This window comes from Parabacteroides faecis, from assembly GCF_014647375.1.
Classification (GTDB): domain Bacteria; phylum Bacteroidota; class Bacteroidia; order Bacteroidales; family Tannerellaceae; genus Parabacteroides; species Parabacteroides faecis.
Genome location: NZ_BMPB01000002.1, coordinates 373,618 through 399,870 on the forward strand (window position 1 = coordinate 373,618; position 26,253 = coordinate 399,870).

Annotated in this window: 22 protein-coding genes; 18 read left to right on the forward strand and 4 right to left on the reverse strand. The window is 41.2% G+C overall.

The annotated features are described in order from the left end of the window. Positions 1 to 258 precede the first annotated feature (258 nt). From IEY67_RS04075 to guaD, 3 genes are read left to right on the forward strand one after another with little or no spacing between them, the layout of a single operon-like run. Positions 259 to 1,818, forward strand: coding sequence for an ATP-binding protein (locus tag IEY67_RS04075; RefSeq protein WP_229800949.1), 1,560 nt, complete (start codon positions 259 to 261; stop codon positions 1,816 to 1,818). Positions 1,819 to 1,823: 5 nt separating this feature from the next. Continuing rightward, positions 1,824 to 2,378, forward strand: coding sequence for a DJ-1 family glyoxalase III (locus tag IEY67_RS04080; protein WP_122373042.1), 555 nt, complete (start codon positions 1,824 to 1,826; stop codon positions 2,376 to 2,378). Positions 2,379 to 2,423: 45 nt separating this feature from the next. Continuing rightward, positions 2,424 to 3,764: a guanine deaminase gene (gene guaD, locus IEY67_RS04085; RefSeq protein ID WP_183669919.1), complete on the forward strand. Its 1,341-nt coding sequence runs from the start codon at positions 2,424 to 2,426 to the stop codon at positions 3,762 to 3,764. On the opposite strand, the gene IEY67_RS04090 is transcribed toward guaD, so the two are convergent. Beyond that, complete coding sequence (locus IEY67_RS04090; protein WP_183669921.1) at positions 3,729 to 4,703, reverse strand: 4Fe-4S binding protein; 975 nt, start codon at positions 4,701 to 4,703, stop codon at positions 3,729 to 3,731. The two genes, guaD and IEY67_RS04090, sit on opposite strands and share 36 nt — an antisense overlap. Positions 4,704 to 5,304: 601 nt before the next feature. On the opposite strand from IEY67_RS04090, the gene IEY67_RS04095 reads away from it, so the two are divergent. From IEY67_RS04095 to IEY67_RS04105, 3 genes are read left to right on the forward strand one after another with little or no spacing between them, the layout of a single operon-like run. After that, positions 5,305 to 8,430 carry a SusC/RagA family TonB-linked outer membrane protein gene (locus tag IEY67_RS04095; RefSeq protein ID WP_183669922.1) on the forward strand — a complete coding sequence of 1,042 codons (3,126 nt, stop codon included), beginning with the start codon at positions 5,305 to 5,307 and terminating at the stop codon, positions 8,428 to 8,430. Positions 8,431 to 8,443: 13 nt separating this feature from the next. After that, complete coding sequence (locus tag IEY67_RS04100) at positions 8,444 to 10,168, forward strand: RagB/SusD family nutrient uptake outer membrane protein (RefSeq protein WP_183669924.1); 1,725 nt, start codon at positions 8,444 to 8,446, stop codon at positions 10,166 to 10,168. A gap of 40 nt (positions 10,169 to 10,208) precedes the next feature. After that, positions 10,209 to 10,673 (forward strand): DUF5018-related domain-containing protein, encoded by a 465-nt coding sequence (locus tag IEY67_RS04105; protein ID WP_183669925.1) that lies wholly within the window; start codon positions 10,209 to 10,211, stop codon positions 10,671 to 10,673. Between the two features lie 95 nt (positions 10,674 to 10,768). Here the strand turns inward: IEY67_RS04105 and IEY67_RS04110 are convergent, their stop codons facing one another. After that, positions 10,769 to 11,377 carry an HU family DNA-binding protein gene (locus tag IEY67_RS04110; RefSeq protein ID WP_183669927.1) on the reverse strand — a complete coding sequence of 203 codons (609 nt, stop codon included), beginning with the start codon at positions 11,375 to 11,377 and terminating at the stop codon, positions 10,769 to 10,771. Between the two features lie 319 nt (positions 11,378 to 11,696). On the opposite strand from IEY67_RS04110, the gene IEY67_RS04115 reads away from it, so the two are divergent. Then, a complete protein-coding gene (locus IEY67_RS04115) occupies positions 11,697 to 12,437 on the forward strand; it encodes a DUF5131 family protein (protein ID WP_183669929.1) in 741 nt (246 codons plus the stop codon). Between the two features lie 13 nt (positions 12,438 to 12,450). Here IEY67_RS04115 and IEY67_RS04120 read toward each other — a convergent pair whose 3' ends face one another. Beyond that, the gene (locus IEY67_RS04120) at positions 12,451 to 13,719 is read right to left on the reverse strand and encodes a type IX secretion system plug protein (protein WP_122352866.1); all 1,269 of its coding nucleotides are present in this window, start codon (positions 13,717 to 13,719) and stop codon (positions 12,451 to 12,453) included. Between the two features lie 132 nt (positions 13,720 to 13,851). On the opposite strand from IEY67_RS04120, the gene IEY67_RS04125 reads away from it, so the two are divergent. The 6 genes from IEY67_RS04125 to nqrF are packed head-to-tail and all read left to right on the forward strand — an operon-like array spanning position 13,852 to position 19,708. Beyond that, complete coding sequence (locus tag IEY67_RS04125) at positions 13,852 to 15,201, forward strand: Na(+)-translocating NADH-quinone reductase subunit A (RefSeq protein ID WP_122352768.1); 1,350 nt, start codon at positions 13,852 to 13,854, stop codon at positions 15,199 to 15,201. A gap of 22 nt (positions 15,202 to 15,223) precedes the next feature. Then, the gene (locus IEY67_RS04130; protein ID WP_122373048.1) at positions 15,224 to 16,426 is read left to right on the forward strand and encodes an NADH:ubiquinone reductase (Na(+)-transporting) subunit B; all 1,203 of its coding nucleotides are present in this window, start codon (positions 15,224 to 15,226) and stop codon (positions 16,424 to 16,426) included. Positions 16,427 to 16,448: 22 nt separating this feature from the next. Further along, a complete protein-coding gene (nqrC, locus tag IEY67_RS04135; RefSeq protein WP_122373049.1) occupies positions 16,449 to 17,114 on the forward strand; it encodes an NADH:ubiquinone reductase (Na(+)-transporting) subunit C in 666 nt (221 codons plus the stop codon). A 4-nt stretch (positions 17,115 to 17,118) separates the two neighbouring features. Beyond that, positions 17,119 to 17,748, forward strand: a complete 630-nt coding sequence (locus IEY67_RS04140) for an NADH:ubiquinone reductase (Na(+)-transporting) subunit D (protein WP_075557435.1) — start codon at positions 17,119 to 17,121, stop codon at positions 17,746 to 17,748. Positions 17,749 to 17,773: 25 nt separating this feature from the next. Then, entirely contained in the window at positions 17,774 to 18,391 is a 618-nt protein-coding gene (gene nqrE, locus IEY67_RS04145; protein WP_007656841.1) for an NADH:ubiquinone reductase (Na(+)-transporting) subunit E, read from the forward strand. A 27-nt stretch (positions 18,392 to 18,418) separates the two neighbouring features. Then, positions 18,419 to 19,708, forward strand: coding sequence for an NADH:ubiquinone reductase (Na(+)-transporting) subunit F (nqrF, locus tag IEY67_RS04150; RefSeq protein ID WP_373292235.1), 1,290 nt, complete (start codon positions 18,419 to 18,421; stop codon positions 19,706 to 19,708). 930 nt (positions 19,709 to 20,638) lie between these two features. Here nqrF and IEY67_RS04155 read toward each other — a convergent pair. Then, positions 20,639 to 21,091 (reverse strand): type I restriction enzyme HsdR N-terminal domain-containing protein, encoded by a 453-nt coding sequence (locus IEY67_RS04155; protein WP_122373052.1) that lies wholly within the window; start codon positions 21,089 to 21,091, stop codon positions 20,639 to 20,641. A 58-nt stretch (positions 21,092 to 21,149) separates the two neighbouring features. Between IEY67_RS04155 and IEY67_RS04160 the strand changes: the two genes are divergently transcribed. The 5 genes from IEY67_RS04160 to IEY67_RS04180 all read left to right on the forward strand — a co-directional run bounded on the left by IEY67_RS04160 (position 21,150) and on the right by IEY67_RS04180 (position 26,075). Then, complete coding sequence (locus tag IEY67_RS04160) at positions 21,150 to 21,926, forward strand: AMP nucleosidase (RefSeq protein WP_122352777.1); 777 nt, start codon at positions 21,150 to 21,152, stop codon at positions 21,924 to 21,926. Positions 21,927 to 21,942: 16 nt separating this feature from the next. Continuing rightward, positions 21,943 to 22,965 carry a DNA polymerase III subunit delta gene (holA, locus tag IEY67_RS04165; protein ID WP_183669931.1) on the forward strand — a complete coding sequence of 341 codons (1,023 nt, stop codon included), beginning with the start codon at positions 21,943 to 21,945 and terminating at the stop codon, positions 22,963 to 22,965. Between the two features lie 915 nt (positions 22,966 to 23,880). Continuing rightward, entirely contained in the window at positions 23,881 to 24,330 is a 450-nt protein-coding gene (locus IEY67_RS04170) for a helix-turn-helix domain-containing protein (protein ID WP_183669933.1), read from the forward strand. Between the two features lie 63 nt (positions 24,331 to 24,393). Continuing rightward, positions 24,394 to 25,176, forward strand: a complete 783-nt coding sequence (locus IEY67_RS04175; RefSeq protein ID WP_183669935.1) for a dihydroorotate dehydrogenase electron transfer subunit — start codon at positions 24,394 to 24,396, stop codon at positions 25,174 to 25,176. Then, positions 25,164 to 26,075 carry a dihydroorotate dehydrogenase gene (locus IEY67_RS04180; RefSeq protein WP_122352780.1) on the forward strand — a complete coding sequence of 304 codons (912 nt, stop codon included), beginning with the start codon at positions 25,164 to 25,166 and terminating at the stop codon, positions 26,073 to 26,075. The genes IEY67_RS04175 and IEY67_RS04180 overlap by 13 nt, the downstream gene beginning before the upstream one ends. The last annotated feature ends 178 nt before the right edge of the window (positions 26,076 to 26,253 follow it).

Genomic DNA, 26,253 nt, shown 5'->3' on the forward strand with positions numbered 1-26,253 from the left:
TCATGAAATTAGAATGCAAATGTATCTTTTATTTTGGATTAGAGCAGCATTTTATATTAAAATTATAAGGATAGAGTAATTAAATAGATGTTTTTCAAGGATCATTGAAAAATATATTTACATTTGCTACTCGATACAAGCAAATCAAATTTATGCACAAGCCTTAAAATCTAAGAAATGGATGTATATGAAAATTTTTCAAGGGAAGAATTGATTCAGCGAATAAAGGAACTCGAAACAAATCTATCTCAATCTGCAATGAATAATGCGGATATGGAAGAAATGAGTGAGAATCTTGCCAATCAGCGTAAGATTAATTTCCTGAATATATTAATGAATACAATTCTGTCGAATGTTTTTGTTGCGATTAGTGTAAAAGATATTTTCGATGGATTCAAATACATCTATTTTAACCAGGCGGCAGAGGATTTTACCGAGGTAAATGCTTCTGACGTGTTAGGCAAAACTGATTTTGAACTTTATCCGGACCCGCGGAGAGCCCATGAAATCAGGACGGAGGACTATTCCACAATAAAAAATGGAAGAACTCATAAGATAATGGTAGAATATGAGAAACCGAATGGCGACATCCGGATTGTAAATACAATTCGTCTGTTGATAACCAATCCGGACCCAGGGGCTTCCCCGTTGCTGTTAGTGATGTTATGGGACGTTACCGAACAACGCCAGAATGAACTCGACCTGATCAAAGCACGTGAAGCCGACAAAATGAAAAATGCTTTCATTGCTAATATGAGCCATGAGATACGTACCCCGTTGAATGCGATCGTAGGCTTCTCCAGATTGATCACAGAAACCGATAATGACAGTGAACAGCAGGAATATCTTACTATTATTGATAACAACAGCAGTCTGTTACTCCAGTTGATCAATGATATTCTGGATTTTGCGAAAATAGAATCTGGAACATTGAATTATAATATTTCGTATGTCGACCTGAAAGATATTTGCCATGAGGTATATGTATCTCAGTCGCTGAAGATGACTTCCGATGTTGCTCTGCTGTATAATGGAGATTTGTTACCTTCAGTTCGGTTGCAGACTGATGCACAGCGTGTCGAACAGGTGCTTCTGAATCTTCTGTCAAATGCGATAAAATGTACGAATCAGGGTTTTATCTCATTGTCTTATAAATTGGAAGACGGCTTTGTACGTGTTTCTGTGACAGATACCGGAATAGGTATCGCCAGAGAAAAGCAAAATGCTATTTTTGACCGTTTTGTGAAACTGGATGAATTCAGGCAAGGTACAGGCTTGGGATTATCTATTTGTAAAATGATCATAGAAAAGTTAGGAGGAGAAATAGGAGTGGAATCAGAACAAGGGAAAGGTTCTTGTTTTTGGTTTACTCTGCCGTTGAGTGTTCCGTTGGCATTTCCGGACGAAGAAGATGATAATATATCCGATAATATTCCGGAAGCATTACCCGGGCAATATACATTGTTGGTTGCAGAAGATGTATTGGAAAATTACCTTTTGTTACAAGCCGTTTTAAAGCAACAATATCGTTTGATCTATGCTACGAATGGACGACAAGCTGTACAAATGTTTAAAAAGTATGAACCGGATTTGATTTTAATGGATATAAAAATGCCTGTCATGGATGGGTTTGCAGCGACTCGTGAGATCAGGGAACTATCTTCGGATGTTCCCGTAATGGCTCTTTCTGCTTTTGCCTATGATAAGGAAAAAGAGAAAGCGAAAGAATGCCATTTCAATGACTATCTTGTAAAACCGGTCGATATTCCATTATTGAAGTATAAGATCAAATATTATCTGAATAAAAATAAAAAATAAGCGTTATGAAAGAAGCATTTATATTCCTGGCAACAGGATTTGAAGAAATTGAGGCATTAGGCACAGCCGATATATTACGCAGAGGCGGTGTCAGGACTACTACTGTCTCTATCGATGGAAATATGCGGGTTATGGGAGCACATAATATTCCGGTAATTGCCGATTATGTGTTTGAAGATGCCGATTACAGTACGGCGGATGCCTTGATCCTTCCGGGGGGAATACCGGGAAGTAACCATCTGAATACTTGCACCCGATTGAAAGAATTGGTAATGGAGAAGTATAAAGAGAATAAAATACTGGCAGCAATATGCGCCGGTCCTATGGTTCTTGGAGGACTTGGGTTATTGAAAGGACGCAAAGCAACTTGTTTCCCTTATTTTGAACCGACAATGATCGGAGCAACTCCTACAGATAATGGTGTGGAGCAGGATGGAAATATCATTACCTGTAAAGGGCCGGGATTTGTGTTTGATTTTGGTTTGACTATTCTTCGGGAACTTCGTGACGAAGAAATTGCCCAGGAGGTTGCTGCAGCACTGTTAGTCAATTATAGGTGAATTTTCTTACCTTTGGTCTGTTGAACCAATAAATAAGGAAAGAGAATGAACGATCCGGTATATTTATATAGGGGAGAAGTCTTTTATTTTAAGGCTTCTCCTTTGGATACAGATGATTTTTATTGTTATTTCCCCGATGGACTTCTGGTAGTTTCTCAGGGAAAGATCATAGAGACTGGTACATATCAAGATATAAAAGACCGTTATCCGGAAACCTCTATTACGGATTATTCCGGTAAACTATTGATGCCGGGGCTGATCGATTCGCATGTCCATTATCCGCAGTCGGAAATGATTGGCATGTATGGCAGGCAGTTGCTCGACTGGCTGAACGAATATACTTATCCTACGGAAGAGGCTTTCTGCAATCCTGAATATGCAGAACGAGTCGCTCGTTTTTTTGTAAATGAACTTTTCCGCAATGGTACGACTACTTGTATGGCCTATGCTACTGTCCATAAAGAGTCTGTCGATGCACTTTTTTCCGTGGCTTCCGGTTATAATATGCAAATGCTAACCGGTAAAGTACTGATGAACCGCAATGCTCCTCAGGTATTGATGGATACGGAAGAAAGCGGAGAATCGGATAGCCGGGAATTGATCGAGACCTGGCATAAGAAAGGACGTAATTTGTACGTGATTACTCCCCGTTTTTCTATTACTTCTACTCATGGTCAATTGATCAGTGCCGCCCGTTTACATGAAGAATATCCGGATACTTATGTCCAGACCCATCTTTCTGAAAATAAGAATGAGATAGATTCGACACTTTCTTTATCTCCGGAATGTACTGATTATTTAGAGGTGTATGAACGTGCCGGACTGGTAACCGAACGTGCTGTGTTCGGTCATTGCATCCATCTTTCCGATTCGGAATGCCGGCGGATGGCTGAAGCCGGAGCGATAATAGCTCATTGTCCGACCTCAAACCTGTTTCTGGGAAGCGGTTTGTTTGATATGCAACAGGCTAACCGGATCAATATCCGGACAACATTGGCTACAGATGTAGGTGGCGGTACTTCTTTCTCCCTATTCCGCACTATGGGGGAAGCCTATAAAGTACAACAATTGAATGGTTATTCCATGCCCGTTTTCGAATCATTATATAAATGTACGCGCGGTACGGCTAAAGCATTGAAACTGGATGATAAGATCGGTAGTTTTGAACAAGGAAGAGAGGCCGATTTTATTGTTGTAGACTATGCGGCAACACCTTCTCAGCAAATACGAAAAGAATATCTGGAACGTAATGGCAAGTGGGACCTGGAAAACAAACTGTTCGGTATCCAGACTTTGGGAGATGACCGTAATATCCGGGCCACTTATGTGGCGGGAAATAGGGTTTACCTGTCAGATTCGGGCAATCATCAGGAAACAGGTATGTAAAACAACTGTAATGACAATCCAGAGGCGTTCGGCTGTAGCTGGACGCAATCTTAAAAAACGATATTCCAACCCGCCGTGCTTACAGGCCGAAAGACAATCGCCGCAATAAGTACAGGTGTAGCCTATCTTTCCCTTTTCGATATTTTCTTTATGTAATGCATCATATTTACAGGCTTTCAGGCAAGCCATGCAATGTGTACAGTTCATGTTGAGCCTGACCCGGAAAGGAGAGAGCTTCTTCATAAAAGAAACCAATGTTCCTATCGGACAATAGCTGCTGCAATGGATCATTTTTTTCTTCTTCCGTGAAAGTGTCAGCATGATTCCCAATCCGATGATCCCGACAATCAGTCCGGCAATCGTAGCCAGCCATCCAGTTGCCCCGAATAACCGTAATGCAATAGCCCCTGCTATTACTATAAAAAATACACTGTAGCGCAATTGCTTATGATAATGGAAAACGTTCTTTTCTGTCTTCCCTTTTGCGTTCCACGCATCAAATGCCCCGAAATAACAAAGCTGGCTGCACCAGGCTGGTCCCGAAAGCAGCAATGTACTCAGAAAAAGTATAGGCATAAACAAACCTTCCAACCGGAAAAGCGGACCGGCCAGTATAATTGCCGGGACGGGTAAATGCAGCTTTCCGGTCATCAGGAAGACGGAATCGACAGTTATGCCTAAGAATAACTGACCGAAAAAAACAATGGAAAAAAGTAACCAGGCCCGGAGTCGCCATTTGGGTCGTTCTTTCCGATCCTGCATTTTATAACTGAGCAGTGCCCCGTAAATGACAGCAATGCCGACCTGTATCCATCCTGCGGATGGCACAAATCTATCCAATAGCAGTAATGGTTTGTTTGGAACGATCTGAACAATCGTCAATAGAATAGCAATTAGTATTGCCGTTATAGCTGAAATATAGAGAAACTGTTTATTCATCTCTTAACGTACTTTGTAGCAGTGCTGGTCTGAAAATTATTATCTGTCGTTGATCAAATAATCGTTTCCATGATATTGAGTTATGTATTACTATTTCCACAAAGATACTTTTTTATCCTCTAAATACATATTGTAAGAATGTAATAATAGATAAGTAGATTCCGAATTATGAATGACTGTATCAGAAAATCATCATTTATGTAACTTGTTCTATCCTAAATTATTGATTGTAAGAGTCTTTGAATATTAAGATGACTAAAATAAACGATCGTTTATTTTAGTCTACAAAACTAGACTATTTTTCTTATATAAACAAATTTTATGAATATTATTTAGGGCTTATATTTCATAGTTTAAGGTTGAATATATCTAAAAACATCTTATAAGGCCAGAATGACTAGAAAAAACGATCGTTTTTTCTAGTCATTCTGATTTTATACACAATGTTCAAAAAACATTGGTGAGAGTTTACAAAATATTATTAATCACGTTAATACGCAAGAAAAATCATGGAGAAAGAACAAAAAACAAAGAGTGAATGTAACCTTATTCTAAGTGAATAGAGATGAGTTTTACGGTGTTTAACAGAAAAATTAAAAGTATGACAAACAGTATTAACCTATTTCGGGGTCTGATAAAGCCTCATGAAATGAATTATCTGAAAGTAGGAGGAGTCAGTGCCCTGCTATTATGTATGTCGCCGCAATTCATCATGGCTGAAGCCAATGACAATGCAGCTGTAACTATCACCCAACAAAAAGAACATCTTGTAACAGGTACGATTACAGATGATGCGGGTGAACCTCTTATCGGAGTGAATGTGAAGATCAAAGATTCTACAGTTGGGACAATAACCGATGCCGATGGTAAATTTACTATTAATGCCCCTGTGGGCAGTCAATTGGAAATTTCCTACATAGGCTATAAAACCCAAATAGTCACTGTAGGAGAAGCACCGGTCAAACTGAAATTGAAAGAAGACTCACAGGCATTGGATGAAGTGATTGTCGTTGGTTATGGTACGACCTCTACCCGCAAAATGGTAGGAGCTGTTACAGCTATGAAGACAGATAAAATCGACCAGTTACCTTTCACTAATACAGCTTCAGCATTGCAGGGGCGTACGCCTGGTGTGATCGTTCAGCAGGGAGGAGCCGAACCCGGATCTACTCCGACTATTTCTATCCGTGGCGGTGGCACACCTCTCTATGTTATTGACGGTGTAATACGTGAAGCACAGGATTTTAACAGTTTAAACTCTTCTGATATTGAAAAGATCAGTATATTGAAAGATGCCAGTGCAACAGCTGTATATGGGGCCCGTGCCGGTAATGGTATCATCATGGTACAAACTAAAAGAGGTAAGGAAGGACAAACTAAGATCGAATATACGGGAGGTATAGACTTCAGTTCACCTACCGTTTTGCCATCGAGGGTAAATACAGCGGAATATACAGGGGCTACCAACCAGGCTGCGGCTTACGATGGCATTGATCCGGTATATCCGGCAGATGTTATTGCAACCCTACCGGATACCGATTGGCAAAAACTGGCTTTGAAAAACAATGCGATCCAGCAACGTCATACCTTATCCTTCTCTGGAGTGAAGAATGGCGTCAACTATTATACGGCTATGGGTATCCTGGATCAGGGTTCCTTGTTCAGAGAAAGTCATAATGATACTTATACCCGCTATAATCTGCGCAGTAACGTATCGACGACATTCGATCCGATCGGGTTGGAGGTTGGAGTGAATATCGATGGTGCCTGGGAAAGAAAGCATCCGACCATCAAAGGAAGTTATGCTGTATGGCGTGATATCAATGCGGCAAAACCGACTATTGAGGCTTACAATCCTGATGGTACTTTAAGTGCTTTGTCATTACATCCGCTGGCTTACCTCGATAAACGTTCGGGTTACAATAATAATGATGATAAATATGCAAACGTACAAGTTTATGCCAATTGGGCGGTTCCGTTCGTAAAAGGATTAAAGGCCGGATTCATTGGTAACTTCCGTATATCGGATTATAACTCGAAATCGTTCAATGCCAATGCACCCCAATATACCAGTGACGGAACGCTGGTCCCTAAAGATTTCCGCTCGCTTCAGATGTCTAATTCATGGGGATGGCGTAACTCGTTTGATGTGAATGTGCAATACGGTAAAACATTCGGTAAACATAACTTTGAGGTACAGGGTGTTTATTCTTTCCAGCAAACATTCGATGAGAACTTCTGGGGATACCGTGAAGGCTTTATTTCTTCTGACTTTGACCAGTTATTCGCCGGTGATGCCTCTACCCAGCAAAACTCAGGCTTTGCAGAAAAGAGTGCCCGTGTCGGTTATGTTGGCCGTGTGAAATATGATTATGCGGGTAAATACCTGTTTGAAGGTAATTTCCGTGTAGACGGTTCCGACAATTTCGCCAAAGGTTCCCGTTACGGATTTTTCCCGTCAGCCGCATTGGCCTGGGTTGTTTCAGAAGAAGGGTTTATGAAGGAACTGAATGAGAGGAATATACTTAATTTCTTTAAGATCAGGGCTTCTTTTGGTCAGGTAGGTTTGGAAGGACTGGAAGGATTGTCCGGTGACGATTACCGGAACATGCGTTTCAGGTATGTTCCTGCTTATAGTTTTAACTCAAAAGGATATGTTGTCGATGGTAAGTTTGTCTCCAGTTTCTCGGAAGGACCTTTGGTTTCAAACGATTTGAGTTGGTATACTAAAGATGTGTGGGATATTGGTGTCGACTTGTCTACCTTGCAGAATCGGCTGTCGGCTTCATTCGATTATTTTTACTATCGTACCAAGGGATATCTGATCTCTCCGCAGAACAGATATACAACACCTCTGGGTAAAGACCTGCCGCAGGTAAAATCGGAAAGCGTGCACCGCCGTGCCGGTTTTGAATTGAATTTGCGCTGGAAAGATTCCTATAATGATTTCCATTATGAAGTCGGCTTCAATGTCACCGGTTACAATGAGTTATGGGAAAAGAAAGAAGACGAGTCTTTATCCAGTCTGATGAACCCTAAAAAGCGTGTGACTCATATAAAGAACTTTTATGGTACGGCTTATCAGAGTAACGGATTGTATCAGAGCGGAGAACAAATCCTGAACAGTCCTCGTCGTGAAGCCTCCAACGAACTGAAACCTGGAGATATAGCTTATCAGGATATCAATGGTGACGGTAAAATAGATGGTGAAGATCAGGTACGTATCGGTAAGCCGACCTTCCCGGCAGTAAGCTACGGTATTGATTTTAGTCTGGATTATAAAGGTTTCTTTGTCAACGGTTTGTTCCAGGGAACAGGAGAACGTTACCGTGCCCTGGATGAATTTATGAGGGGAACCTATGCGGAGGCTTTAACGTATAAATTCCAGCTCGATTACTGGCGGCCCGATAATACAGATGCAATGTTTCCGCGTTTGTCAACTATGACAGGTCTGAACGGAAATAACAATTATGGAGTAAGTTCTGACTTCTGGTACCATAATGCGGCTTATTTCCGCCTGAAAAGCTTGCAGGTCGGATACGACTTCAAAAAGGTTATCTTGAAAGATTATAAGCTGATATCTTCTTTGCGGCTGTCTTTATTGGGAACGAATATATTCACCATCTCAGATGTGAAAGACTTCTATGACCCGGAACTGAATGCTAATAACGGGTATGCATACCCGACACAAAAGACTTATTCTATTGTATTAAATGTCGGATTCTAAAAAGTACAGAAATATGAAACGAGATAAAATTTATAAATTATTCATCTGCATTACGGCATTGACAGGAATGACTTCCTGTAATGACTATCTGGATAATCTCCCTTTGGATAAGTTCCCTGAAGAAACTGTTTGGAGCGAACCTGCGTCGGCACAACTATTTGTCAACGGAACTTATTACATTATCAATGATTTTCTGGTGGGGAACGATGACTGGAGCGATAACACGGTCATCAATGCAGAAAAAGCGGATGCCCTGATCAGGGAACAGATAACCGAAGACAATGATTACGGCTGGTATAAATATGGCGATATCCGCCGTTGTAACATTATCCTTGAAAAAGTGGCAGCCGCTACCAACTTCACACAGGCTGATCAGGACCTGTTGATGGGAGAAGGATATTTCCTCCGCGCCTCGGTTTATTTCAATATGGCCCGTAAATTTGGCCGGTTGATGATCGTGGATAAGGTGCTGACGCCCGATGATGATATGGAGTTATCGAGAACTAAAACTATCAAGGAAACCTACGATTTCATTCTCAAAGACCTGGATGAAGCTGCCAAACGCCTTCCTGTAGATGTGAAATCCGGACGTATCAGCCGTGGAGCGGCTTATGCGTTGAAAGCTGAAGTTTGTCTGCAAGGGGCTGCTTATATGGATAATGCCTCTGAAAAGAAAGATTACTATACACAAGCCAAACAGGCAAGCGAAGAATTGTTCAATTTAAATAAGTATTCGCTCGATTCTGACTTTAAGGGGTTGTTTAACGACTATTCGGTCGGAACAAATTCCAGCGAAATAATTCTCGGAGTATATAAGATTTCCGAGAATACAACATTTCAGGGTACCTGGATGCAGGAATTGGTTCCTAATATGAATATGGATAAGGCGATCGACGGTGTATGGGAAAAATGGCCGTTGGATGCCAATTTGGAAGGTTGGATGGAACGGACTCCTTCCCAGGAAGTGACCGATGCCTTCCTGGTGATCGACAAGGATGGAAAAGCCAAACGTTGGGATGAAGCATCTTATTATACGGAAGATTTCAAACAAGGAAAACTGTGGGTGCGTGATGCCCTTTACGGACATCGTGACAAACGTTTCGATGCGACTATCGTCTATGATTCCTGTCATTATTTCACTTCGATTGTTTCTACCCGCCTGAAAGGAAATATTCATTATCTGTCTAATAAAGAACAGACACGCCATGTATCGAAGAGTGGATATATCTATCGCAAAAACGTTTATGAAAGTAAATGGGTATGGTATTCCGACCCGACCGATTATCATTATGTAGTACTCCGCCTGGGGCGTTCTTACCTGAATTATGCAGAAGCTATGCTTCGTTTAGGTGACAAGAATACGGCGATCGAATATATAAACAAGACGAGAAGTGTTCACGGTGGCTTACCTGAATTACCGGCAGGCACCAGCCTGGAAGATACCTGGAAATATTACAAAATAGAACGCCGTGTCGAACTGGTACAGGAAAACGACCGTTACTGGTCTCTACTTCGCTGGGGAAAAGAAGAGGGACTCGATGTGATCCCCGAATTAAATTCAACTCCGACCGCTATTACGATTTCTGAGGACGGTAGGTCTTTCTCCATTGGAACTGTCCAGGCTGTTGAAGCTGCCAATGCGCGTGTCTTTACTAAGCGCCGATATCTGCTTCCTGTTCCGAGAAGTGAACGTAATGAGAATCCGAATCTGGCCAACGACCAGAATCCCGGGTGGTAACAACAAAATAGTATGAACAATAACTATAAATAGAATGAATATGAAATATTTGAAATATATATTGCTGTTCTTCGTTTGCTTGTCATTCTCTTCCTGCCTGACATCAGGTCTGGAAGATCTGCCCAGCTATGAAGATGCTGACGTTAAGGCGTTCACTTTTGAATATCGTTGGATGATCAAAGAGGGCGAAAGTGAGAAACTGAGAGTCCAGAAAATGGATACGGATGTAAAGATCGACGTAGACAATATGACTGTTACCTGTACTATTACGGTACCGGCTGTGAACGGAGCTTTTACTCAGGAAGTACGCAATAAAGTAGCATTGAGCAATCTGAATGCATATTGCACGATCTCTACTGCGGCTACAATTACACCTGTCGGCGATACTCCTGTATTAGGTAAAATAGGGGATTTCTCCAAAAGTGATATGCAATATGAAGTTGTTGCAGCTGATGGAAAGACGAAGAAGATTTGGAAACTTATTATTGGTGGTTTTAATAAGTAGGCGTTTGGTAAATAAAGAAAGTGGCCGTCCAAAAGTGATTTTGGCGGCCACTGTTGTTTTATATCCATCCGGGTGGCGGAGTCTTCCCCGGAAAATTAAACTTGTCCGGCTTTTGACAAAGTATAGACGACGACTTTCCGGTATCCCTGTTGGGTTATTTTCTTTTCTGCGAGAAGTTCCTTGATATCCTTCAATGCGAGATAACGCGTACACTCGTTTATCCCCATACAATCGGAGCTCATAATAGTTTCTTGTTTTTCAAGGTATTGCATGATCCTTGCCTTTCGTTCCTCACTGTTGTATTTTACAGGTTTCGATGATCCCGGCTTTCTTTCCACGTCCATACAGCGAAGGCGGTCTGTTATTTCTTTCGAACAGCGGAAGTTTACCGACTTGAAACTGATATCTTCGGCACGCACTTGCCGGGGATTTGTTATTTTAGGACATTTCAGTGAGATGGAAAAATGCCCGAGACCTTCCAGTTCGACTTCATCGCCGTCTTCCAAATATGATACGAGCACATCTGCAAAAGCTTGCAATAGTCCTTTCACATCTCCCGGGCTAAAAGATGTGCATTCGGATATCTCTCGTGTAATCCGGTCGATCCGTATCGTTCTTCCCGGAATGATGCGGGCATGAAGAATATCACTTTCTTTCTCTCCTTTATGCGGAGGATTTTTGAAAAGTCCGTACTGTGCAGTCATAATACCAGTGTTTTTTAATTATAAGGTTACTACTTTCAAATTCAAACGTCCGTATCTTCTATATTTTTGACCCAGGTCGCAAACGTTTACTACCTTGGTCAAAAACGTTTAGCACCTAGGTCGAAAACGTTTGTCACCCAGGTCGAAAATATAGGAGTAAAGGAACAAATATATTGAAAGATAGGAGGAAAAACAAGGAAAGAAGGGAGAGATATATCAGAAGTTCACCGGATTATTTCTTTCCTGCAGGTAAAAGGAATAAAATTATTGTACTTTCGTGCTGATTTTACTGAAGTTCTACCGCTATAAAAAGAATAGAATGGGGCAAAAAGCATCTATATGGAATCCCTGGCATGGCTGTCATAAGTTAAGTGAGGGATGCCGGCATTGCTATGTTTATCGTACGGACGGTAAATATGGCAAAGACAGTTCTGTTGTTGCAAAAACGGAAAAGTTTGATCTGCCTTTGCAGCTGAAAAAGAATAAGACTTATAAAATTCCTTCGGGAAACCTTGTTTATACCTGCTTTACTTCCGATTTCCTGGTTGAAGATGCGGATGAATGGCGTGCCGAAGCCTGGGAAATGATACGGACGCGGCAGGATCTTGATTTTCTGTTCATTACCAAACGGATCGACCGGTTGCATGAATGTCTTCCGGCTGACTGGGGAGATGGATATGATCATGTAACCATCTGTTGCACAATGGAAAATCAGGACCGGATAGATTATCGCCTGCCTATCTATAAAGCTGCTCCGATAAAGCATAAAATTATTATTTGCGAACCGCTTCTCGGACCGATAGACTTCAGAGGTGAACTGGGCGATTGGGTGGAACAGGTGGTAGCCGGAGGGGAATCCGGTAAGGAGGCCCGTAGATGCAATTATGACTGGGTGCTGGATATCCGTCGGCAATGCATGGAGGCGGATGTCGGTTTCTGGTTTAAGCAAACCGGTTCTTATCTGCTGAAAGAAGGTTGCGAATATAAAATTGCCCGTCAGTTTCAACACTCACAGGCAAGGAAAGCTGGGATAAATTATGAACGGAAGAAGAATCTATAAAACGCAATGCAGGTTAAAATACCTGCATTGCGTTCTTAACGCTTGTGACTCCGATTAATCGGTCGTATTGTATGCCCATCGGGCGGTAATAGACGTAAATGGTATATTCGTTTTCTGCCTGATAGTAATTGCCTTCTATCGGACCAGTTTCTCCGACCGTGTTACCGTTGGGTACAAACAGATATTGATAATTATAACTTCCTTGTTTTAAAAGCACTGCTTTTTCATACTGGTGAGTTTCAAAATTGTAACCCATCTTGCTCTTTTCATCGAGTACATTGTGGAAGAGTTCGCCGTTCAGATAAACATTGCCGTCAAGTAACGGGTCGCAGGCCAAAGCGAAATGAACAATGCAGTAATCCGCCTCCGTATCCGGATCGTTGCAACTGCTGCAACGAATAAAGAAACGGCCGTCCTGATCCTGATCGTACTGATAGGTCTGGTCGCTGCGTTTATGGTCGGTCATTAGTTCCACATTATAATAAGGATTGTGGTACGAAATATTTTCTATGTGCATTCCATTATATTTGGTACTCAGGAATTCCATACGGCGGTATTCATTTCCGGCCGAGAAGATCAGACTACGGTTGTTTGTGTAGCCGATCTGATTCTCAAGAATGGTTGTCGGTTGAAGTCCTGATACGGCATTATCGCGCCGGTTATCCTGATAGACATGTATTTTCAGATCTGTTTGCGGATAAGGTATCGGAAAGTTTTTATTATTGATCGTGAAACTAACCTGCTGGTGAGTCTGGTTTGTATCGATGTCCGTATTTCCGCTAACGGAAGCAGAAATGCCGACCATCGGCTCCACAACAGAGAAACAGGCGGTAAGAACTATCTGGTCAGGAATGTCTTCATTATAAATCTGTACGGCATAATTTCCCGAAACTTTGAATTGTATGTCTTCATTCGGCAACAGCAGATTGTAGTTTGTGTACTGTGTTGTGGTGTTAATGGAATTCGCGAAGTCATCTATCGTTAATCCTTGAAAACCACTCATATATTGAATGGGAGAGAGGATAGACTTCTGCCAGTTTGCATCACAATGGATGATGGAATAAGAATAGCGGACGCCGCCTTGTTCCAACGCATCGAAGTTGATCTGGATCTGTTGGTCGCCGTTCAACTCGATATAAGGCTCGGAAATAAACTCTCCGGCCACCTTCACCTGAAGGGTTTTTATCAGCTTGCTGTTAACGTCGGTAAAGTACGTTTGCTGAGCATTGGCCGGCATTATAGCGGCACAAAACAACAAAAATAGTAAACAATGTACTCTCATTTTCATGTATCTTTCTTTGACGGTACAAAATTATGGAATTATTTCTCTAATTATTTCTTTAATCCTGCTTTAAAGCATAAAAATTTATGTACTTTTGCGGGAAAATTACATATAAACAATTTTAGTTGTATCATGGCAAATGTGATTAAGATTAAAAAGGGTTTAGACATTAATCTGAAGGGTAAAGCTTCGGACGTACTGTTAAACACCGGGAAAAGCGACAGTTATGCTATCGTCCCCGATTATTATAACGGTATTACCCCCAAAGTTGTTGCCAAAGTAGGAGAAAAAGTCAAAGCCGGTTCTGTATTGATGATCGATAAGAACCGCCCGGAGATCAAGTTCGTTTCACCCGTTAGCGGTGAAGTAACTGCCGTAAACCGAGGAGAGAAGCGTAAAGTGCTTAGCATCGTTGTTAAGCCGGACACGCAGATCGAGTATGAGGATTTCGGTAAGAAAAATGTGTCTTCGCTGAAGAGTGAAGAGATAAAGGAAGCCCTGCTCAATGGTGGTATGTGGCCTTTTATCAAACAGCGTCCGTACGATATCGTAGCAACGCCGACAGATGAACCGCGTGACATTTTTGTGTCAGCATTCTATTCTGCACCGTTAGCTCCGAATTTCGATTTCATCCTGAAAGGACAGGAAGCTGATTTCCAGACCGGGTTGGATGCACTGGCAAAACTTACGAAAGGTAAAGTTTATGTCGGCGTCAGAAAAGGTTCTTCCGTGAATGTGAAGGGAGTTGAAACCGTTGAGTTTGAAGGACCGCATCCTGCAGGTAATGTGGGTGTGCAGATCAACCATATCAAACCGGTTAATAAACTGGAAGTTGTTTGGGTGGTAAATCCGGCAGACGTGATCGTTATCGGTCGTCTGTTCAATAAAGGAGTAGCTGATTTCAGTCGCTTGGTAGCTATCACTGGGTCAGAAACAACGGAAAGAGGATATATCAAAACAATTTCAGGTTGTACGATCAACAGTTTGGTTGCCGGAAAGATACTGGAAGGCAAGGAAGATCTTCGTATCATCAGCGGAAATGTGCTGACCGGAACGAAAGTTCGTAAAGATGATTATCTGGGTGCTTATGACAATCAGATCACTGTGATTCCGGAAGGAGACAAAACATATGATTTCTTCGGCTGGGCGACTCCCGGATTCGGAAAATATAGCGTAAGCCACTCTTTCTTTACCTGGTTGGCTCCGAAGAGCAAAGAATATGTAATCGATGCACGTATCAAAGGTGGTAAACGTGCCATGATCATGTCGAACGAATACGAAAAAGTATTCCCGATGAGCATCTATCCCGAATACCTGCTGAAAGCCATTATCGCTTTCGATATCGATAAAATGGAAAATCTGGGTATCTACGAAGTTGCTCCGGAAGATTTTGCACTTTGCGAATTTGTTGACACTTCCAAGATCGAGATCCAGAAGATCGTACGTCAGGGATTGGATCTGTTATACAAGGAAATGAATTAATAACATAAAAAATTAGAATACATTGAAAGCGTTAAGGAATTACCTCGACAAGATTAAGCCTACTTTTGAAGAAGGCGGAAAGCTGGCGATGTTCCGTTCTGTATTCGAAGGTGTTGAAACATTCTTATTTGTTCCGAGCACCACTTCGAAATCAGGCGTGCATATTCACGACTATATCGATTCTAAGCGTACTATGACTGTGGTTATTATCGCTTTGTTGCCTGCTTTGCTTTTTGGTATGTACAATGTCGGCTATCAACACAATCTGGCTGTTGGCGCTGATCCCGGATTTTTGATGACCTTCATCTTCGGTTTCCTGGCTGTACTGCCTAAAATTATTGTTTCGTATGTAGTAGGTCTGGGTATCGAGTTTGCTGTTGCCCAGGTGAAGAAAGAAGAAATTCAGGAAGGTTTCCTGGTTTCCGGTATATTGATCCCGATGATCGTTCCTATCGATACTCCGCTGTGGATGATCGCTGTAGCTACTGCTTTTGCAGTCGTTTTTGCTAAGGAAGTATTCGGTGGTACAGGTTATAACGTATTTAACGTAGCATTGGTAACACGTGCATTCCTGTTCTTTGCTTATCCGGCTGCCATGTCTGGCGACCAGGTATTCGTTCGCACAGCCGATACATTCGGACTGGGTGCAGGAACAGTAGTTGACGGTTTCTCCGGAGCTACTCCGCTGGGACAGGTTGCTATTGCAGGAAAGGATATGATCGGTTCATTCCAGACAGTCGACGTTCTGGGTAACCCGATGACTACCTGGGATATGTTCCTGGGACTGATTCCGGGTTCAATCGGTGAAACATCCGTATTGGCTATCCTGATCGGTGCTGTTATCCTTCTGTATACTCAGATCGCAAGCTGGAAGACCATGCTGTCTGTATTTGTAGGTGGTGCTTTAATGGCGGCTATCTTCAATATGATCGGCACAACGGTGGCTATGTGTGTATCTCCGATCGATCATTTGTTCCTGGGTGGTTTTGCTTTTGGTGCCGTATTTATGGCTACCGACCCTGTGACATCTGCACGTACTGAAACAGGTAAATATATCTATGGCTTCCTGGTAGGAGCAATGGCTATCATTATCCGTGCATTGAACCCGGGTTATCCTGAAGGTATGATGCTTGCTATCCTGTTAATGAATGTATTTGCTCCGCTGATCGACTACTATGTGGTAGAAAGCAACATCACACGTCGTTTGAAAAGAGCAGTGAAGTAACATTATAATAAGAAGTAGAATTATGAATAGAGATAGTAATGTATATACCGTAGTATACGCTTCTGTAATGGTTCTTCTGGTTGCTGTTGTGTTAGCTTTCACTTCGCAGTCGCTGAGAAGTTTCCAGAAAAAGAATGAAGATAACGACAAGAGACAACAGATCCTGCGTTCAATCAATGTATCTGCATCGGCTAATGACGCTGAAACAAAATACAATGAATTGATTAAAGAATCTTTCCTTGTGAATGAAAATGGAGAAAAGGTAGAAGGTGACGCATTTACTGCAACACCTGATCAACATCCGGTATTTGTAGCCAATGTAGATGGTAAAAACAAATATATCATGGCTTTGTCAGGTGCAGGTTTGTGGGGACCTCTGTGGGGGTATCTTTCCGTTGATGAAGACAAGAATACAATTTTTGGTGCAGACTTCAGCCACCAGGGAGAAACTCCGGGATTGGGTGCTGAGATCTCAAAGCCAGAATTCAGCAAAGAATTCAAAGGTAAAAAATTGTTCTTCAACGGTGAATTCAAATCCGTAGCTATTGTTAAGCCGGGTAAGAGCGTAGCCGGTCAGGACTATGTTGACGGTATTTCAGGTGGTACGATCACCAGTCAGGGGGTTGACCACATGTTGTTCAATAGCCTGAATGGTTATGTTAAGTTTTTAACCTCACAAAATCAGTAAGAAGATGGGATTATTATCAAGTAAGAATAAAGAAGTTCTGTTAGGCCCGTTGAGCACAAACAACCCTGTCATCGTACAGATGTTGGGTATTTGCTCTGCACTGGCTGTAACATCAAAACTTGAGCCGTCTATTGTAATGGGTATTTCCGTGACGGCTGTGGTGGCGTTTGCCAACGTGATTATTTCGTTACTGCGTAATACAATTCCTAACCGTATCCGTATTATCGTACAGTTGGTAGTTGTTGCCGCATTGGTAACTATTGTAAGTGAAGTATTGAAAGCATTTGCCTATGATGTAAATAAGCAGCTTTCGGTGTTCGTTGGTCTGATCATTACCAACTGTATCCTGATGGGACGTCTGGAGGCGTTTGCTTTGGGTAACGGTCCGTGGGAATCTTTCCTGGACGGTATCGGTAATGGTTTGGGATATGCTCTGATCCTTGTGATCGTAGGTTTCTTCCGTGAGTTATTAGGTTCTGGTACGTTACTTGGATTCCAGGTGATCCCGCAGGCATTCTACGACTTCGGCTATGTAAACAATGGTTTGATGATCCTGCCTCCGATGGCTTTGATCGTGATTGCCGTGATTATATGGGTTCACCGTTCTAAGAACAAAGAGCTTCAAGAAAATTAATACAAACTATTAAACGAATAATAGAATGGAAGAATATTTAAGCACGTTTGTCCGCTCGATCTTCGTAGACAACATGATTTTCGCATACTATCTGGGTATGTGTTCTTTCCTGGCTGTTTCCAAGAACGTAAAGACTGCTTTAGGATTGGGTATGGCTGTAACGTTCATCCTGGTATGTACGTTGCCGATCAACTATATGCTCGAAAATTATATATTGAAAGAAGGCGCCATGAGCTGGTTAGGCGCTGAATATGCAGGAGTGAATCTGAGTTTCCTTTCTCTGATCATCTTCATCGCCATCATTGCTTCATTTACGCAGTTGGTTGAAATGGTTGTTGAGAAATTTGCTCCGGCATTGTATGCATCTCTGGGTATCTTTTTGCCGCTTATCGCTGTGAACTGTGCTATCCTGGGTGGTTCTCTGTTTATGCAACAAAGAGCATTTCCTAATGTAGGAGTTGCTACTGTATACGGTTTAGGTTCTGGTATCGGTTGGATGCTGGCTATCGTTGGTATGGCTGCTATCCGTGAAAAACTGGCTTATTCGGATATACCGAAGCCTTTGAAAGGTCTGGGTATTACCTTTATCATTACCGGTCTGATGGGTATGGCATTTATGTGCTTCTCAGGACTTAAGATCTAAGTATTAACGCATTAAACAAGAATAAAGATGATTATATTAATGTCGGGCGGACTTACCATTGCAGTCGGAGCAGTCGTTTTCCTTGTGATTACACTGATCCTTGTTGGTTCGCTTTTATTTGCGAAAGCAAAATTAATACCATCGGGCAATGTGAGGATGGTTGTTAACGGAGAAAAGGAATACGATGTTCCCATTGGTGGAACAGTATTGAATACGCTTCAGAGTGAAGGTATTTTCCTGTCGTCTGCTTGTGGTGGTAGCGGTAGCTGTGGACAGTGCCGTTGTCAGGTGCCGGAAGGTGGCGGAAACATTCTTCCTACGGAAGTTGGTTTCTTCTCTCGTAAACAAATTAAAGATCATTGGAGACTGGGTTGCCAGACCAAGATAAAAGAAGATATCAAGATCAAAGTTCCTGATGAAGTATTCGGAGTTAAGGAATGGGAATGCGAAGTGATCAGCAACAAGAACGTGGCTACCTTTATTAAAGAGTTTATCGTTGCTCTGCCTAAGGGTGAACACATGGACTTCGTTCCGGGTTCTTATGCACAGATCAAGATCCCTGCATATACTATGGATTATGATAAGGATATCGATAAAGACCTGATCGGTGAAGGTTATCTGCCGGCATGGAAGAACTTCGGTTTGTTCAGTCTGAAATGTCAGAACTCGGAACCGACTATCCGTGCTTACTCAATGGCCAACTATCCTGCAGAAGGAGACCGTATCATGTTGACAGTACGTATCGCAACTCCTCCTTTCAAACCGAAAGAACAGGGTCCTGGATTCCAGGATGTAATGCCGGGTATCGCTTCTTCTTATATCTTTACCCTGAAACCGGGTGATAAGGTAATCATGAGCGGTCCTTACGGTGATTTCCATCCAATCTTCGACTCTAAGAGAGAAATGATGTGGGTCGGCGGTGGTGCCGGTATGGCTCCGTTGCGTGCTCAGATCATGCACATGACTAAGACATTGAAGACAACAGATCGTAAGATGACTTATTTCTATGGTGCTCGTGCATTGAATGAAGTATTCTATCTGGAAGACTTCCTGGCAATAGAAAAAGAATTCCCGAATTTCGAATTCCGTCTGGCACTTGACCGTCCGGATCCTGCAGCTGATGCAGCCGGCGTGAAGTATACCCCGGGTTTTGTACACCAGGTAATTTACGATACTTATCTGAAGGATCACGAAGCTCCGGAAGATATCGAATATTACATGTGTGGTCCGGGCCCGATGTCGAAAGCTGTAGAAAATATGCTTGACAATCTGGGTGTACCTCGTGAAATGTTACATTTCGATGACTTCGGTGCATAAAATGGAGTGATCCATATTCAGATCCAAATAATGAAAGGGAAGAAAAATTGAATTTTTCTTCCCTTTTTCTTTTCTGTTTTATTTATAAAAGCCATATAAGATATATAAGTATAATTTATTATATGCTCTTAAATCCTGAAATTCAAGTAAATTTCTAAAGAAAAATACATAAAATGTACTTTTCATGTAATATCATGCAGCATTTTTCGTTCTTATTACATCTTAGCTAATAGAGACATAAAAATTGAGCAAGATTATGAAGCCGTTGATTTTATCTTTTTTCGCAGTTATACTAGGTTATTCTCTTCTTTTTAATGAAAAAGAAGAAATCAGTCAGCCGATTCATGTGATTGATAATTCTGTGTATATCCATAAATCCGATACACCGAGGGTCGATTCTGTTGCCATTTATTATAACAGAACAGCATCTGTTTTATAAAAAATACTCCAAATAGCAATATTTATTCTGTAAATGTTTGTTTATTAAATAAATATTGCTATGTTTGTTCCGTATAATTATGAATATGCGGAAATGCTACACCAGTTTCTTACTATATATACTTCTGAATTTTTGATGACAATGCTCTTTGGAGTGTTGTTTTTTCTGTGTCTGCCTGTTTTTTTCATAGAAGTAAGCAAGTCTTTTATTATAAATAATGTAACCCGATTAATTCCGGTTATCTCTGATTCTGTTTTTGCGGGGGAACAGGATAGAATAACTGAATCCAAGAAGGGTTTCATGCATCATACGATCCCGGATAAATCACAGATAAGGAATAACCGTCACCGGTTGGGCTGACGAACCCTTATCCGGCAACTAAGCGTTGAAGGATAAGGGGAGAGGCTTTGTGTAAAAAATCTAATACTTATTATCTGTACTGTTTTCAGATAAATAAGAACGAAGTTGTTGTCTTTTCTTATCGGTTTTGTCTACTCCAGCACATTATATTCCGGGATTCCTTCCAAAAAAGAATAAGTCAGATTTTCATAGTCTATTTTGCAGCAGAAATGGCTGATGCCGTTGCTGACGGCGAGATAACGAACGTGTAATACCATGTTATAGCGTACTATCTGGTCAAATACCGAGCTTGTGATCTCGATGTGGGGAGCTTTATATTCTACGATCATTAAAGGGGTTAAAAAGCGGTTATACGCAACCGTGTCGCATCGTTTGGAGGTGCCGTTCAGTTTTAAAGGAACTTCATTTGCCAGAAGTTCTTTAGGGTATCCTTTATCCGTGATCAGATAATTCACAAAATGTTGGCGAACCCATTCTTCAGGAGTCAGGGCAACAAATTTGCGGCGTACCGGATCGAATATGATGTGCTTCCCATCTTTTTCCTTTACTTTCGCAGCGAATGTTGGTAAGTTTAATGACAGCATTTATTATATTTGTCGTTTATATTATACACTATAATTGTACCCTCAAAGGTAATGATTTATGAAAACAAAACAAGAAATCGTTGAAAATTGGCTGCCTCGTTATACCGATCGCAAGTTGGAAGATTTTGATAAGTATATATTACTCACGAACTTTACCAAATACGTCGAGCTGTTTGCTGAAAAATTTAATGTTCCGATACTCGGACTGAAAAGTTCCATGCCGAACGCTTCGGCAGAAGGCATCACCATCATCAACTTCGGTATGGGAAGTGCAAATGCTGCAACGATCATGGATTTGTTGTCGGCTGTCAGTCCGACCGCCGTCCTGTTTCTAGGTAAATGCGGCGGATTAAAGAAAGCCAATAATCTGGGCGATTATGTTTTGCCGATTGCTGCAATCCGTGGTGAAGGAACTTCTAACGAATACCTGCCCGCCGAAGTTCCGTCTCTCCCGGCATTTTCGATGTTGCGCGCTATTTCTTCTGCCGTTCGTGACCAGGGAAAAGATTATTGGACCGGAACGATTTATACTACGAACCGCCGTGTTTGGGAGTATGATACATCTTTCAAGGAGTATCTGAAACGCACTCATGCTACCGGTATCGATATGGAAACCGCGACGTTGCTTACTGCGGGCTTTGCCAATAAAATTCCAACAGGAGCCTTGCTGATGATCTCGGATAAGCCTTTGGAAGAAGATGGAGTTAAAACAGAAGCGAGTGATCGGGTAGTTACCCGTAACTTTGCTCCGGAGCATGTAAAACTGGGGATCGAAGCCCTTCGTCAAATTATAGACGATAAAAAAACAGTTCGCCATATCCGGTTCAGTTGGTAATAATTAAAGCTATATTATGGCAAAAAAAGAAAATACGTTTGAGGAAATATGCCGGGATATCGTAGCAAAGAAATTTCAACCCGTTTATATTTTAATGGGCGAAGAGCCCTTTTTCATGGACAAGATAACCGATCTGCTTATTGAGAACGTGCTGTCGGAATCCGAACGGGATTTTAACCAGATGATCATGTATGGTGCAGATACGGATGCAGCCATGATCATCAATGCAGCCCGGCGGTTCCCAATGATGTCTGAATATCAACTGGTCGTGGTACGTGAGGCCCAACTGGTCCGTGACATAGAATTGTTGACCAATTATGTCAAGAATCCGCTTAAATCGACGGTACTGGTCGTCAATTACAAGTATAAGAATCTGGATAGAAGGAAGTCTTTGGCTGCAGCTACTGAAAAAACAGGCGTTCTGTTCGAATCGAAAAAGATTCCGGATTATAAAATGCCGGGGTTTATCGTTTCGTTTATGCAACAGCGTTCTATCGGGATCGATCCAAAGGCCGCTCAGATGCTCTCAGACTTCCTGGGAAACGATTTAAGCCGTCTTAGTAAGGAATTGGACAAGTTGACATTGATCTTGCCTGAAAAAGCCCCAAAACGCGTCACACCGGAATTGATAGAACAGAATATCGGAATAAGTAAAGAATACAATAACTTCGAATTGATAAAAGCCATTGCGGTAAAGGATGTATTAAAAGCAAACCGGATCATTCAGTATTTTGAAAAGAATCCGAAAAGTAACCCGATACAGATGACCCTTCCTGTAATTTTTAATTATTTCTCAAACCTGCTGATCTGCTATTATACAAAGGACAGGTCGGAGACTGGATTAATGACGGCATTAGGTTTAAGAGGAACTTTTCAGGTAAAAGATTATATGACCGGACTAAGAAACTATCCGGCCATGAAAGTTTTTAATCTGATCAGTGATATCCGGACAACTGATGCGCGGTCAAAAGGAGTAGACAATTCTTCTGTGTCGGATGCAGATTTACTCAAAGAATTATTATATAAAATACTTCATTAAAAATAGGATCAATAGTGAAAACTGCATGTGTGATAAATCTAAATTATCGACATATGCAGTTTTTTTATGAAACTACCGGTTGGAGCTCTTTCAATCGTTTTTTTACTCTTCTTTTTCTAGAACAGTCTAAACGCAGAACGACAAAAAAGTAGGTGTTCGTTTTGTTTCTCAATGATTAAGACTATATTTTACCCCTCTGAGAATTCAATATTTATTTCCGTCCGTATAGTTGTTTACAAATATCACTGAAAAATCAGGTTTTAGAGTCTTGGATACAAAAGTATATCAGATAATAGAAGACCAGGAATACAAAATAGGACATATTGGCAGTAGCTCTTTTCAATTAAAGAAGGTGAGTTTACAAAAGTGTGGTTTAAAGTAAATGTTACTTTTGTAATCGGGTACACTTGTGTACTGAGGAATCGAAACAAATGTCACTTTTGTAAAGATGTTATCCGTGATACAAAAGTGACAATATACATTACTAATATAAATCAATAAAAATAGGTTTAAATACTGTTATTGTAAATGTATATGATAAAAGATCAAAAACCAGCACATTATCTAAATATATTAATTGTATACATTAATTTTCTCCTATTATTCCGTATATAAATGTGAAATATGCTTGAATCTATGCAAATAATAATAGCTTAATGTATTATGTAACAGATATTTATTATATAAAATCATTAACACTACTTTAAGCCTGTTTTATGGTCCTGGATATCGGTTTACAAAAGTGTTCTACACAAAAGTGTAACGATGGTTACAAATGTTTTGGTTTATTGTTATAACTATAAATTGCACAATTGGAAATAATGATTTATCTTTGTGTCTGTATTTATTTTTGTATCATATGCTTGTAAACAGTCATATTGGCAGTGATTTTTGATATATAAATCGTATTTTAGTATGAAAGATCGTATTTTAGCAGTAATGGAACATGAAGGGCTGACTCCTTCTAAATTTGCTGAAGCAATCGGTATCCAGCGTTCGGCTATGTCGCATATTATATCCGGCAGGAATAATCCCAGCCTGGATGTGCTGATAAAAATTCTGGAACGATTCACATATGTAGATTCCGACTGGCTTTTATTCGGTAAAGGCAATATGATGCGCGAACATGTGTTAACTGAACCCAATTTGTTTACAAATACGACGATAAATCCGCCCAACCTATCGGATTCTCCCGAATATCGCAAGGAAATTAGGGTTGAGACACCTGTAAACACACCTAAACAGCCTGTAATTGAACAAATTGTGCTTCCGGAACAACCTGTCAGAAATGTGAGCAAAATAATGATATTTTATTCTGATAATACATTTGAGACTTTTACGTCTGAAAAAAACAAGAAAGACTAGGCCAACATTGTTATATACATCTTATTCATGTATCTTTGTATAGAAATTGAGTAATCATATTATATGAAGAAGTACATGTTAGATATGAAGGTCACTGAAAACAACCGCCTTCATAAAAATTATTGCCTGCTGAAGTTAACCAGCGACGATACTTTACCGGAAATGCTTCCCGGACAGTTCGTTCAAGTGCTGGTGGATAACTCTCCTACAACATTTCTACGCCGACCTATTTCAATTAACTTTGTAGATAGAACAACCAATGAATTGTGGTTGCTTATCCAGTTGATTGGCGACGGAACACGTCGTATGGCAGAATACCGTCCCGGAGATATTGTAAATATTATGTTGCCGCTTGGGAACAGTTTCACAATTCCTGCTGTCGGAGATAAAAATCAGAAATTTCTGCTTATTGGCGGTGGTGTCGGTACGGCTCCGATGTTATGTTTGGGATCTGCCCTGAAGAATGCCGGTTTTGAACCTGTATTTCTGTTGGGAGCGCGTTCAAAGGATGATGTATTGCAACTGGATGAGTTTACGAAGATCGGAACTGTTCACATAACTACCGAAGATGGTTCTCTCGGAGAAAAAGGTTATGTAACAAACCATTCCGTATTGAAAAACGTTCATTTTGATAGAATTTACACATGTGGACCGAAGCCTATGATGGTAGCTGTTGCCAAATATGCAGCTGCTGAATCGATCACATGCGAAGTCTCGCTTGAAAATACAATGGCCTGTGGTATAGGTGCTTGCCTGTGCTGTGTGGAGAATACGAAAGAAGGTCATGTATGTGTTTGTACTGAAGGTCCCGTATTTAATATAGAAAAATTGACATGGCTGAGTTAAATGTAAACATAGGTAATTTGCCGTTAAAGAATCCGGTAATGACTGCATCGGGAACATTTGGATACGGAGTCGAATATTCAGACTTTATGGATATTTCGAGACTGGGCGGTATTTTTGTAAAAGGAACAACTATCCAGCCACGCGAAGGCAACCTGTATCCCCGTATGGCAGAAACTCCTTCCGGAATGTTGAATGCCGTCGGTCTGCAGAACAAAGGTGCCCAATATTTTGTCGATAATATCTATCCCGCTATTAAGGATATCGATACTAATATGATCGTAAATGTGAGCGGATCGTCTGTTGAAACATACGTGGAATGTGCAGAGAAAATAGCGGAATTGGATAAAATTCCTGCTATCGAACTGAATATTTCCTGCCCGAATGTGAAGCAAGGCGGTATGGCTTTTGGAGTGACAACCTGTGGTGCTGCCGAAGTCGTGAAGGCTGTCCGCAAGGTTTATCCTAAGACCCTTATTGTAAAACTTTCTCCTAATGTAACCGATATAACCGAGATAGCAAAAGCTGTCGAAGCTGAAGGTGCAGACTCTGTTTCGCTGATCAATACCATGCTTGGTATGGCTATCGATGCAGAGAAGCGTAAACCTATATTATCTACAATAACCGGTGGCCTTTCCGGTCCTTGTGTAAAGCCGGTTGCTCTCCGTATGGTATGGCAAACGTACAAGGCTGTGAAGATTCCTATCATCGGTTTAGGTGGTATTTCCAACTGGAAAGATGCCGTCGAGTTTATGCTGGCCGGGGCTACTGCCATACAGATCGGAACTTATAACTTTATTGATCCGACTGTATCGGTAAAAGTGATCGATGGTATGAACGATTACCTCGACAGGCATGGTTTTAAGTCTGTAAAAGAGCTTATTGGGGCTTTGGAAGTATAAGACTTACTATTAAACAGAAGAACTTTCTTGCTTTTTTTACGGAAGGAAGTTGTTTATTGCTTGTAACATCCGGATGCTACCGATCGGTAGACCCGGGTGTTATTAGGGTCAACACCCGGGTGTCAACCTCTTTGAGATCCGGGTGTCGATCAGTTTAACTACTGACCTTTGTAAAAAA